Here is a 13,339-nt window from a genome sequence, read left to right as displayed (position 1 = left end):
TCTCCTACTTTCTTTTGAAACCCGGCGGGGCCGCCGGGATCACAGCTCGGATTCACAACCTCGTGACGTTCGTGGCGGCCGGAAGCCGGTAGGTGGTGTCAAGGACGGCCGGAGCGTCGCTCAGCCAGTCGATGTCCATCGCGGAGTGCCTGGTGTGAAGGATTACCAGGTCCGCGTCCCACTCCGAGGGATCCTCCAGCGATTCCAGCGCACTTCCCTGCCCGTCAGGGGCAGTGGGGCACCACGGATCGTGGTAGGCAACGACAGCGCCGTCGGCCACCATTGCGGCGATGATTTCCAGGGCCGGAGATTCGCGGAGGTCCTCGACATCGGGCTTGTAGGCCACTCCAAGGACCAGCACACGGGCTCCGTTGATTCCGTGGTTCCGGTCGGACAGGATGCGGCGTGCCTTTTCCACCACCTGGTGGGGCCTTCCGGCAATGCCCGCCATGGCGTGCTCGATGACCGGCGCGGTGACCCTTGCCTTCCGCAGCTGCCACAGCAGGTAGTGCGGGTCGCAGGGAATGCAGTGGCCGCCAACGCCCGGGCCGGGCGTGAACGGCATGAAGCCGTAAGGCTTTGTCGACGCCGCGTCAATCACGTCCATGACTTCCATGCCCAGCTCGTGGCAAATATCCGCGAACTCGTTGGCCAGGGCGATGTTCACCGCCCGGAAGGTGTTTTCGACGAGTTTGGTCATCTCGGCCACATCTGCTGAGGGCACAACGTGCACCAGCTTGGTGCTGGCCTGGAGCAACTCTGCTGCGGCCTCACCGCAAGCCGGCGTCACCCCGCCCACGACCCGCGGGACGTCTTCGTGCGAGAAGGCGTCCACGCCAGGGTTGATACGCTCCGGGGAGAAGGCCACGAACACGTCCCGGCCGGGGATCAGGCCTTTTGCGGCCAGCGGCACTGCCAGGAGATCCCTGGTGGAGCCCACGTAGGTGGTGGACGTCAGCATCAGCAGCTGGCCGGGAACCGCGAATTCGACCACGGATGCGCACGCTGCACGGAGGATGCCGAGATCCGGCACGAGGTAGGGATCCACCGGGGTGGGGACACAAACAACGACTGCCGCGGCACGGGCCAGCAGTGAGAGGTCCGTGCTGATCATGAACGACGGGTCCTCCAGCGCCTTGCCAAGCCGCACCTTGTCGGAGTCCAGCAGGTCTGCCTGCCGGGACCGGATGACAGCCAGCCTGTTCTCGGACACGTCGAGGCCCAGGACGCGGCGCCCGGAGGCGTTGATGGCAAGCGCAGTGGGCAGGCCGACGTAGCCAAGTCCGACAATCGCGACGTCGAATGTGAACGTGAGGTCCTGGGCATCAGTGTCGGCTTCCGCTGCGTCCGACTCAACGGCCTCGGGCGCCAGCTCCGGCGCCCCCGTTCCGTTTTCCGGCCACTCCCGGGAATCGTCAAGCAGGGGTGGAAGCTCGGCCCTCGTCAGCGGGGCCTTATGAGCCTTGAGTTTGGTGTTCGGTGTCATGCTAACCGACCTCCCGGTATTCGATTTGTCCCGTTTGTAAGAAAGCCGGCGACGAAGTGTGGCAGATCCCGGTCTCAGAAGACGCTGCCCGGGTCGTCGCCGGCTCGAATGGGGTGCCCGCGATCGGCGGGATACTGGTCGCCCTGGAGGAGTGTTCCAGGTGGATTGACACATGAAATTCCGAAAACCAAGTGTCAGCTGATCGATGCATTTAGAGACCCACTTCTTTCCCCAATAGTTGCCTGCGGCCCAACAAGCTACAGCGTATTAACCAACCCCCTGCCGGGGCGCGAGTGGGCTCTACCCGTCTTTGCGGGTGCATCACTGAGGTGAACGGGGTGGTACCCGCCCGGCCCGCCCCTACTACTCGCATGAATACTCGTTTGAGGACGGCGCGAACGCGGGGCGGGCTCCGACGTCAGGGCGCGCGAAGATCAGTGCGGGTAGTCGGACGTTTTGACTACCGTCGTGGCGGGCGCGGTTAGCTGTGCTGGCCGGCTAGCCCGCGTGGCGGGAGCCGTAGGCTACCGACGCCAAGTCTTCCCGATGGCTGATTCCGAGTTTCGCGAACATCCGGTAAAGATGGCCTTCCACGGTGCGGAGCGACAGGCCGAGCTGGAGTGCGATTTCGCGGTTGCTCGCACCGGCTTGGACAAGCGCGGCAATCTCCTGCTCGCGCCGTGTCAGCTTGTGCAGATCAGGCGGGATCTCGGCGGCGGACGAGCCGGTCTTGGTCAGCGCCGCATTGCGTTGCTTGACGAGTTTCTGGGCCTCGAACTGGCGGGGTTTATCTCCCCGCGTCTCGAGGATCCGCAGGGCCTGGGCAGCGCATTCTGCCGCTGCCAGGTCCAAACCGTCACGCGCGGCGGCATCGCTCATTTCCACGAGCCGGTTGACGTCCTTGGCGGCAAGGGCACGGCAGTAGGCGGCCAGGAACTCCGCGCTGCGCCCTTCGCAGCCCTCCGCAGTTGCGGCAAGCCGCGGCACGACGGTCAGGTCACCGAGCCGGAGCACCAGGGAGAGGATCTCCACTTCATAACTGAGGAATCCGGACGCGGCCGCCGCATCCGCGAGGGCCGTCAGCTTTGAGACGGCCGTCTGGAGGCCCAGGCGTTCAGCCAGGGCCGCAACTGTGTAGGCCTGCCCCAGCAGTGACGCGTGGCGGTGGTCCGATAGCAGCGCCTCATAGGCGTCCGCATTCACTTTTGCGGTTTCCGTCCGGTTAAGGATGGACGCCGCGTAGGCTGCGGCCGCAAGGGCATCAGGCAAGTCCCCACCGGCATCGGAAAGGCGCAGCACCTCGACCGCCTGGCTGAGTTTCGGCAGGGCGGCCCCGATGGCGCCCCTGCGCAGGTCCGCAGTGCCCGCCGCCAGATGCAGCATCCCGCCGAAGTAAATCAGGGAGTTCGAGGCCTGGGCGATGTGGTTCTGCAGATACTCTTCCAGGACGTCGAATTCACCGGCATGGAGCAGCGCCAGCAAGTAGCGTCGCATCACGAACTCAGCGTATTCAAGGCGCCGGTCACCGCTATCGGCAAGGATGTCCTCAACGTCCATGATTATCTGGATTGCCGACACGGCACGTCCCGTGAGTGCCAGCGACTCTGCCAGCAACGTTCCGGCCAGCAGCCGGGACTCGTCGTCGTCCGTGGACTCCCAGATCTGCTGGAGTTCCGGCTCCGCCTCCACATGGCGACCTGCAGCCTGGTAACCCTCCAGGGCAAGAAGCCTGCTGCCGAGCCGCGCTGTCTCAAAATCCTTGGCATCCAATCCGGGCCGGGCCTCTTCCAACCTCGAAACGGCTTCCGCCCACGCATCGGCCGCCCGCAGCACGGCCTCCGGGCCGTTGCGTTTGCCCGCGGCGAGTTGGGCCGCCAGCATGGAAGCCTGGCGGACGGTTCGAAGGTCGGTGGCTTGTTCCACCACGCCCTCAAGGCACAGGCATGCTCCCATGGGATCCCGACCGTACAGCTTGGCGCGGGCCAGTTCCACCTGGGCGGCAAGCTTCAGGGACGGATCCCTTATGGCGCCGACCACCCGTTCCACGTATTCGGGAATGAAGAGGCGGTTTGCCAGCTGGGCGGCCTCAAGGATGTCGGGGTCGGGGACCGTTGCGCCGGACTCCAGCGCCCATGTAACGTGCCGTAGCCTGCCGTCCAGGGTCTCCGGGCGTGAGTCCATAAGGTCCACGATCCGCCTCCGGATGGTTACGCTGCGGGCGGTTGGGACCAGCTGCCTGATCACTTCACCGATCAGGGGCTGGGCCAGGCGGACATGCCTCGCCGGGTCCGCCGAGATCGCGATGAACTGGAGCTCCTTGAGCTCATCGACGGCGTGGCTGTCGCTAGCACGCTGCAGGACGCTGAGGGGGATCGCCTCAGCGAGCGCCACTGATTCCAAGGCCTGGCGCTGATCGGGATTCAGCTGCATGATCTGGTTCCTGACGAGGTCCATCAGCCGGACAGTGGCTGCTCCCGGCTCGCCCAAAAGCACCCACGTGTCATTTCGCTGCACCAGATGGCCACGGGTCTTGGCATGGGCTATCAGTTCCAGCAGGAACATCGGGTTTCCGCCGGACGACCTGAACAGGACCGCGCTCGCGCTGGGGACCAGCGGCGAGCCCAGCACACGGGTGCACAGCTCGTCCGCTTCTTCCTTGCTCAGCGGCTGCAGTTCAAAACGGTCAACCAGGCCTTCCGACCACATGGACAACACCTCGGGCGGCGGAGAGGGGTGCGGCCGGCACAGCAGCACCACCCTGGCGGCCTCCGCAGCGGCAAGCTGGGCAATGACTGCGGCGCTGCTGTCATCCAGGTGCTGGGCGTCTTCCACGACCAGGACGGCCTGCGACTGGTCCCGCAAGCCCTCCGGGTTGAGCTCCGTTACCAAGGCCTTCAGCACGGCACGCGGCTGGTCCGTCTGCCCGGGAGTCAACGCCGTCAGCAACGGCGCAAGGGCCGCGTAGGGTACCTCCGAGAGCGAAGGACCCGCGTAGACGTAGAAAGGCCGGATCCGGCTGCCCAGCTCAAAGATCACTTCGTTGGCGAGCGCCGTCTTGCCGATGCCCGCGTCGCCAAGAATGAGCGCACCCGGGCCATTGGTGTCCAAAAGGCAATCGACAACCGACGCAACCATGCCAAATCGCCCGATCAGCCTCTCCGCCGTGATGGTGGACTCAGTCATGGCTAGTCATCTCCTGTACTGCCGAGGGCTACCGGAAGCTCCAAACGCTCTTCGATTTTTAGCTTGCCGTAGATCTGGTAGAGGTGGCCCTCTACGGTCCGTACGGAAACGTGCAGCTGGGCTGCGATGCTCTTATTGCTCGCTCCGGCAGCGGCCAGCTGCGCTATCTGGAGCTCCCGGGCAGTCAGTGTGAGGCGGTCGTGGTTTCCGTCCTGAGGCGTCCGCAACCTCCTGCGGCAGGTCTCCGCCAAGTGCTTGGCCTGCCGTATCAGGCTCCGTTCGAGCCGTGCCTGGTCGAGGTCGAGAACTGATTCGGCGATATCCAGGGCAAACCTGTCATTGTGCAGCCTGGCCGCGAGGTTTGCAGCAGCCATCAGCTCGTCGGCTTCACCGGAAATGATGCCCCGGGCGTACTGCGCGCACAGTTCCGCGAATGGTCCCTGGCTCTCAGCTGCACTCTCCAGCAGCCGGGGTGCCGCAGCGGATTCCCCAAGCCTGACAGCCGAGCTCAAGCACAGCAGCTCGTGGCCTACGTTGCCCGTGCCGCGGTCCTCCTCCGCCATGCGCAGCAACTCCCCGATTCCGGTCCGGGGACCATCCAGCTCCGCCCGTGCGAGTGCCGTGAAGTAACCCTCAGCCCGGGAGACCTTCCATGATTTCCGCCGGGAACCCGACTCCGTCTCTGCCAGGTAGCCGAGCGCCTGTTCACGCTCACCCTGCAGTGCGGACGCGTAGGCCGCGGCCGCGCAGGCGAGAGTCAGCACGCCGTCGCTGTCCTGGATCCGCAATTGGCTGATACCGGGAACGAGCAGGTCCAGACCGTCACGCCCACGGCCCTGCATGCAGGCGCAGATCGCCTCCGGAACCTCAGTCGCGCTGAACCTCCGGTAGACCACGGACGACGGACCCCAGTCCTCGTCAGGCAAGGCCTCCGCCGCCTCGTCCCATTTGCCGGCAACCAAGTAGGCGAAACGCAGCCGCGAAATCACCGACTGCGCTATTGCCACCGGGATCTCCGGACGCAGGCACTGCAGCTTCAGCTGTTCAGCGAGCTCTGCGGCATCCGCCTGGCGCCCGGTCACGGCCCAGGCTTCACACAACCAGCTGCCTGCCTGAAGACGGAATTCCGCACTGTGGAACTCCACATTGTCCAGGGCTCCGGCGAGGTCTGCAGCCATTTCCCGATATGTTCCGGCGTAGCTGGCCGCTTCGGCTTCGGCCAGCGTCAGCTGTTCCCGGATTCGCCTGAGCTCCGGTGCCGGCATACCGGCTGCCGGACCAGGCGCGTCGTCATAGAGTACTTTTCGCGCCCGGGCCAGGGAATCAGTGGCCTCGTGCCAGGCGCCCGGGGTGGCAAGGAACACCGAGCTCTCGGCCAGCAGGAGACCGATCCACTCAGCGAGCGCCGGGTCTCCCGTCGACGCCTTACGGTGCCGTCGGACCACCTCGAGGGCTTCGTCCACATCGCCCAGTGTCATCAGTGCCGCCACTTCCTCGGTCACTGCCGCAGCCAGCGCTTCATGTCCCGGTACCGAGCGGACAAACCGCAGGGCCAGGGCCGCATCGAGCCTCCTGTTGGCGAGGCGTGCGGCTGAAAGGGATTCTTCCGTTGACAACGCGGCACCGCAGTCAAGGGCCCAGACAGCGAACGGCAGTTCCGTCGCAGGAGTTCGGAGGGAAGGTGCCGCGGCGAGGAGGACCATTTCGCGGAGCTCGTTGCTCCGGCCGGGCGGGACGTTTTCGCGGACCACATCGGCCACCAGTTGGCTCTGGATCCTGACGCGGCGTGGAAGGGAGTCCTCGACCGCCAGGACTCCGCGCTCCTCGAGGGCGTCCACGTCGTCGGCTTCCACCAGCTTCAGCAGGGTATCCAAGGGCAGTGTCTCTGCCAGCGACAGGATTTCCAGGATGCGCCTGTCAGCCTCGCCCATCCGCCCCAGCCTGGTGGCGATCAGGTCGGTGATGGCCCGGCCGTGGACGTGGTGGTCAGCAGTCAGGACCCACACCCCGTCGCGGACCACAAGGGAACCTGAGTCAGCAAGCTCCATTGCAAGCATCTTGAGATAGTGCGGGTTACCGTCGCTGGCAGCCCAGAGCGATTGGACCGCCGAGTGCGAGACTTTGGCGCTGAGGCCTTCTTCAAGCCAGCTGACGGCCTCTCGGAACGACAGCGGTTCGAGGTTGACGCGGGTGAGGAATCCGCCGTCGCAAAGTCCCGAAATCTCTGCCGACAGCCGCAGCGGATCAGAGCATGTCAGGACCAGTCGTACGGCACGGTTTCGGGCGAGCTGGGCGATTGTGACGGCCGTCAGTTCATCAGCTTCGCCCGCGTTGTCGACAAAGAGGTAGACGGTCTTACCCTTGGCACGTTCGCGCAGGAGCCGCATGAGGCCGGACAGTACAAGCACCGGGTGGTTCAAATACCCCGGTTCCAGGTCGCTCAACAGCATGTTCAGCGCGCCGTAGGGGGAACGGGAGAGCGCTGCACTGCACCGAAGGGTCACAACCAGGGAATCGTCGCGGAACTGTTTGAGGGCGTGGGTGGTGAGGAACGTCTTTCCGGTGCCTGAGCTCCCGGTCACCAGGACTCCCCCGGTGGACTCCGCCAGAGCGCGTGTGATGTCGCTGACCGCCTCCCTGCGCCCGATCAAAGGCCACGCGGCGCCCCGTGTCATTCCGGCGGACCTGGTGGCGTGTGAACTGGCCACATTATCGGCTGTCAACATGAGTGAGACCTCTGTATTTACGAGCGATTCCTGGTAACCCAAATTAACCAGCTGGCGGGCCCGCGGGCACCAGTAGTGAGTACTCGATTTTGCCCGGCGCCCATACCTGTACTTGGAAAGCAGGTACCCCTCGTTGCCCTGTGTCGGTACGCAGACAAGAGGATCTGCCCCCGGAACGCGGCTTTGCAGGCACCTGCTGCAGCTCCGAAATAGTTAACAAGTCGCTAAGGCGCTACCGGTTCCGCCGAGCGGCCGCCCGGATGGTCGCGGGCGTTCCAGGTACCTATTTCCCGGGGGATGCTTTAGCCCGCACCGCTGCGTCTTCTCCAAGTCCTGCTGCCGCGGCCAACTCGTCGCGTCCGGCGATACCAAGTTTCAGGTAGCAACGATAAAGGTGACCTTCCACGGTGCGGACAGAAATCTGCAGTTTGTCTGCGATCTGGCGGTCACTGAGTCCGGTTGCCGCCAGCCCCACAATGTTCCGCTCTCGTTTGGTCAAAACGGGAGCCACGGTGTCAGGTTGGGCTTCGCTTCCAGCATGGCCCAGCTCTTCATTGCACCGGGCGATGCCTGCGCGGGCCAAGGCTGCCAGTTCCCGGTCCCGACTCCGGTCCAGTGAAGCCAGCGCGGCTGAATAAGCGTCCGCGGCCAACTGGAAGACGGAGGCAGCGGAGAGGGAATCCCCCGCGCGCAGGAACAGTTCGGCGCTGCCATGGGAAAGCGCCGCACAGTATTCAGCCAGGGCAGCCGCCCAGGCGCCTTCCACCGCGCCGGCGAGTTCCTGCAGCCGCTCCAGCCTGGTCGTGTCTCCGAGGACCAGCGCCATGGCGAGGGCATTCAGCTCCAGGAACTTGGCGTCCTGTTGCGCCGCTTCCCCTGCGCTCCGGTGCAGCGCCGCGATGCCGGTTCCGTCCCCGGCCAGGTGTTCGTCACCGGCAGCCAGGAAATCCCGGGCAAAAGCCGTCATCAGGTGCATGCCCCGCTCACCCCAGGCGTCATAGTCCGACTTCAGCCTGTCGGCCTCGGCTCTGAGGCCTTGGGCGGCCGCCACGTAATAGGCCATGGCCGCGCACAGCCGGAACATCTGCTGGGGATCACTGTCGCGGAGGGCCTCCAGACCCGTGGTCAGTAACTCCAGGGCGTCAGCGAGCTTTCCCTGCCGGACGGCTATATACCCCATTACGACGTAGGCGGCTCCGCTGAACGAAACCATGGCGGAACCGAAGGGTGTTTCCGCGTAACCCGCCAGGAGCTGCTCCGCCTCGGCCCATTCACCGGCCGCAAGATCGCAGGCAACAAGTCGGACCACGATGAACTCGGGGAGGAAGAAGATGTCGTTGTCGGGAGGCTGGGGCTGGCCGAAGGCCTCCGCGGCGAGTTGGCGCCCTTGCAGCGGATACCCCAGCGCGCACAGGCGCTCCGCCTGCAGTGCCAGGGCCATGGACCGGGTGAGCGCGCCATCGGGTGCCGCGGGCGAACCGCCGGCTGCCAGCAGGTCATCGAGCGCGGGCCCCATTTGCCTGTAGTCGCCCGCGAGCGAGTACGCCATCAGTTCCACAAGGGACGCCCGGTGTGCCGTGGTCTTGAGGATGGCGGTTGAGTCCGCGGGATTGGCCGCGGCCTCTTTTTCGCCCCATTGGCGCAGCCGGCTGGCATCTTCCGCGATTTCGGAGGCGGAGTGCCCGAGTGCCGCCCGGGTGGCCGATCTCAGGAGGCTGTTGACCACCATGTGCGTGAGGCCGCTACCGGCGTCGACGTTGACGTTCAGAAGGGCGGCAGCTTCGTCGTAGTGCCCGAGGTTGTAGTGTGAGCGGGCCATCACGGCGCGCGCAGTTTGTTGCAGTTCCGGGTCCTTGACGGCCCAGGCGATGCGCAGGGCCGTCTCGCTCTCAAACAGTTTGCAAGCGAGCACGGCAGCCCGGACCAGCAGGCGTGCAGGCACTTCGGCCCCGCAGTCCAGGGACCAGGAAACTATTCGGAGCAGCGACTCGGGTTTGTCTGCCGAGACTTCCATCCGGGACACGAGTTCCCGGTGCAGCTGGAGGCTTCGGGCTGCGGGAACGATCCGGCGCAGCACTTCGCCGTAGACGGGGCTGACCAGCCGGAGAGTCGGCTCGCTGTCCACCGACTGGGCCACGAGCCGCTGGTCCAGCAGTTCCTTGACGGCAGGTTCACCGACGATTTCTCCCACGAGGGTCCTGTCCACCGGCTCCGCCAGCGCAATCAGGTTCAGGGCCTCGCGGCCGTCGGCCGAGATGCGCATCAACTGGACCTTGACGACGGCGGTGAGTTCCAGGGTCCGGACGTGGGACGAACCCGTGTTAAGCCACACTCCGTTGCGCCGGATCAGGTCGCCGGAGCGCTGGGCCTCGCGGACGAGGGTCTTGAGCAGCAGTGTGTTGCCTCCGGCCTCCTGCCAGTATTGACGCGACGTGCTGTTGAGGACTTTGCCGTCGAGCAGCGCCTCGCAGAGTTGATGCCCCTGTTCCATTGTCAAGGGGGCGATGTCGAATCTTTCGGCCGTACCGTCGTGCCAAAGCCTGAGCAGCGGCTGCGGTATGCCGGGCCTCGGAATGCAGGTGGCAACGAGTTTGGCCCAGCCCGCCTGGACAAGTTCGGAAATCATCTCGGCCGTGGCCGTGTCCAGGTCGTGGGCGTCGTCAACCAACAGGAGGGCGGGTCCCGGATTTTTCCTGCCGCTTTCGAGGTGCGCCCATAATGCCCTCAGGACGGCCACCTTGGACGTGACGTCGTCAACGGAGAGATCAGCCAGGTACGGAGACAGCGCTCCGTACGGAACGGGTGCAAGGGACGGACTCCCGTGGACAGTCATCACGGACGTCCGGCCGTTTCGGGCGTCGTTCAGCTGTGCCAGCAAGGAAGAGGCGCCCAATCCGGCGTCGCCCACCACAAAAACCGCCCAGCAGTCGTCCGAGGCAAGGGCGTCCCTGACTGCGGACAGCATGTCCCCCCGGTCTATCCAGGGCTCACCAGCATTCGGACGCTTGGTTCCGGCGCGCGTCTGCGCCGAAGCCTTCCCGTCAGACTTGAGCGGATCCTTCAAGCTCACTCCTCGATGAAATCCCCATTTTCGTGAAGATCTGGTAGAGATGGCCTTCCACTGTACGGATGGAAAGCTGCAGCCGGTTGGCGACTTCCTTGTTGCTCAACCCCTGGCTGGCCATCCTGGCAACCTGCCGTTCCCGTTCGGTCAGTTCCGGTCCCACCGTGTGCGGCATCAACGGCAACACCGGCAACGTCTCTACGAGCCGGTCCAGACGGTGCTGGGCCGCGCGTGCGGATTGGGAATCTCCCTTTTCCCTGGCGAAGTCCAGCGCCAGGACGACGCATCTGGACTCCACCGCATCGAGATGGAGCTCATGGGCCACGGACGCTGCCTCCAGCAGGACCTTGGAATCCTTCTTTCTGCTCCCCTCCCCCACCAGCCGGTTGACGCTGGCCATTTTTCCTTGCCGACGAGAGGAAACTTCGGTCAGCAGGACCAGTTCTTCCTCTGTTCCATGCACCGTAGCACCGAAAAGGCTGATGGAGGCAGTGGTTGTCCGCCCTTTGGAAATGTCCTCGTGAGCTGATTCCATCAGCTTTTGCTTGGCCCCGGGATCCTTGAGCCACCGTTTGGCCATCCGGACGCAGAAGTCGGCCATCCATGAGGTGAACCAGGCGACGTGCTGCTCCTCCTGGGCGGCCAGGTCCAGGAAGTTGCGCGATTCCTGGATGTCGCCGGCCTGGGCATAAGCGAAGGCAAGCGCTGAGCAGGCAAGGGACGGACCATAGTAGCTCCGCCTGATTTCCAGTTGCGCCTGGGCACCGAGCAAGGTGTCGATGGCGAGGTCGGCACGTCCTGCGTAGGTGTAGGCCACACCGAGAGCGAGTTCGGCGGCCCCGCCGAGATACTGCATGATTTTGGGCTTCTGGTCCAGTGCTTCCGTGAGTATCCTGACGCAGTCCTCCCACTGGCCGCTGCACAGCAGCGCAGCAAAGAGGCCTTCAGCCTGCCAGCTGAGCATCCCCGGAGCCACGTTGGACTGTTCCATCCTGTGCTGGATCTCGGCCGCCAGGGCGATGGCGTCTGCTTCCCGGCCCAGGACTGCCCAGGCCATGGTCAGCAGGCAGGCACAATTCAAGACATACAGCGGATCGCCGGCTTCCTTGTAGGCCCGCTCCAGGTCGTCGGCAACAGCCGCATATTCGCCCTGATGGATCATCTGCTCGAATTCGGCAAGCCTGATCCGCTCATGGGCACGGGCAAAGTCGGCGGAGGTTTCGTTGCCGATGGAGGCCCTCTCCCGGCGTGCCAGCTCCTGCCTGGCCGCCGACAGGATGCCGCCGATCCGGCTGTATCCCCCGTGGATCCAGAGCAGCGCACTGCAGAAGTCCTGGACGTAGCTGGCGTAGGCGGTCGCCGGGAGTTCAGACAGCTGCTCGGGCGTGACTTCTTCCAGGACGGCCACGGCCGATTCGTGTTCAGCCAGGGTCATGTAGGCGGCCGCCCTCTGCTGGGCTGCCTCCGCCCAGTGCGGGTCCCCCACCCGGATCTGCGCCAGGGACTCGAGTGCGAACATCGGGTCGAACAGCTGGTTCGCCGCCGCCGCTGCGGCCAGTGCAAAGGCCGGTTCCACGGGTTCGCCGCAGTCGAGCGTCCACGCCACATAGCCGAGGAGCTCTTCGACATCCATCTCAGCGGGGGTTGCACCCACCGCCCTGGCCACAAGCTGGTGCAGCTCCTTGCGGCGCGGCAGGTCCATCCAGCCCCGGATGACTTCCCCTACATATTCGTCCTTAAGGCTCACCCAGCGCCGGCCCGTCTCACCCACCTGCAGATACCCGGCCTTTTCGAGATCGGCAACCACTGCCGGGTCCAGGACGTCAAGGAGGACGAACAGGGGAACCCTCCGGATCAGGGCCAGCCACTCCAGGCCCTCCCTGACCTTCGGGGTCTCCCGTGCCAGCCGGGACCGGACCAGGTCAACCAGGGCGTCGGCTTCTGCGAGGTTGATCCCCCCTCTCAGCGCCCAGACCTTTCCGGCCAGATGGAGGTTACCGGAACGAAGTTGTTCAATGACGATAGCCTGGAGGACCAGCGGATTCCCGCCGCTCGCTGCGTACAGCGAACTGGCCGCGGTGGCAGTTACGGGGCGCCCGAGGACTCCGGCAAGCAGTTTGCTCACTTCAGGCCGGGTGAATACTTCGAGCCGGACTTCCTCAAGCGAATTGTTTCGGAGGAGGCGGATCAGGTCTTCGGGCATGTCCGTCACATTGCGGACGGTGACCATAAGCTTTGCGGCGCCGCTCAGTATGAGGTGCATCAGGACGGCGGTGCTCATGCTGTCGATCGCTGGCAGGTCCTCGAGCACTACAAGGACTGGGCGTCCGGCAGCGTCCTCCCGGATCAGCCGGGAAATGCCGTGGACAATTTCCCCGGGGGATTCGAGCGCCTTGCCGGGCAGGCGGGCCACCAGAAACGCCAGTTGGCCAAAGGGGATCGCGGGATCGGTGGTGGTTCCGTGCAGGTGGATGACGTGCATCTTTCCCGCAAGCTGCGCTTCCACTGCCCGCACAAAGGTGGACTTGCCGACGCCTTGCGCGCCGGCCACGACAACGCCGTGAAGATCGTTATCGCCAAGGATCGCAACGACGGAGGCCTGGAGGTCCTGCCTGACTAAGGACGACCACTTACGACGCTCTGAGGCTCCCATGCCCCGGCGTTCAGTCTCCAGCAGCCCGCCATGTTCAGAGCCTGGTGATGCAAGCACGATCGATCACGCTACCTTCGTGGCTCGAGCTGATGCGACTTGGCCGAGCCGTCGGGTTTTCAGTTTTCCGATGCCGCCAAACGAGGCAACAAGACCTTGAATGTGAAAATTACCATAGCAGGTATGACTAAACAATTAGGCCGCTTTATGCACTTGGTTAACCAATTGCA

Annotated in this window: 5 protein-coding genes; all 5 read right to left on the bottom strand. The window is 64.7% G+C overall.

Annotated features, from left to right (window positions below; translation table 11 throughout):
• Positions 1 to 52: 52 nt before the first annotated feature.
• Positions 53 to 1,486 (bottom strand): nucleotide sugar dehydrogenase, encoded by a 1,434-nt coding sequence (locus ARTH_RS06215; RefSeq protein WP_011691086.1) that lies wholly within the window; start codon positions 1,484 to 1,486, stop codon positions 53 to 55.
• A gap of 498 nt (positions 1,487 to 1,984) precedes the next feature.
• Complete coding sequence (locus ARTH_RS06210) at positions 1,985 to 4,669, bottom strand: helix-turn-helix transcriptional regulator (protein WP_011691085.1); 2,685 nt, start codon at positions 4,667 to 4,669, stop codon at positions 1,985 to 1,987.
• A gap of 2 nt (positions 4,670 to 4,671) precedes the next feature.
• Complete coding sequence (locus ARTH_RS06205; protein ID WP_198011540.1) at positions 4,672 to 7,344, bottom strand: helix-turn-helix transcriptional regulator; 2,673 nt, start codon at positions 7,342 to 7,344, stop codon at positions 4,672 to 4,674.
• Between the two features lie 334 nt (positions 7,345 to 7,678).
• Complete coding sequence (locus ARTH_RS06200) at positions 7,679 to 10,459, bottom strand: LuxR C-terminal-related transcriptional regulator (protein WP_011691083.1); 2,781 nt, start codon at positions 10,457 to 10,459, stop codon at positions 7,679 to 7,681.
• Entirely contained in the window at positions 10,437 to 13,169 is a 2,733-nt protein-coding gene (locus tag ARTH_RS06195) for a helix-turn-helix transcriptional regulator (protein ID WP_011691082.1), read from the bottom strand. Before ARTH_RS06195 ends, ARTH_RS06200 begins: the two co-directional genes overlap by 23 nt.
• Positions 13,170 to 13,339: the final 170 nt, after the last annotated feature.

The organism is Arthrobacter sp. FB24 (genome assembly GCF_000196235.1).
Taxonomy (GTDB): Bacteria; Actinomycetota; Actinomycetes; order Actinomycetales; family Micrococcaceae; genus Arthrobacter.
This window is presented reverse-complemented; position numbering and strand designations above follow the sequence as displayed.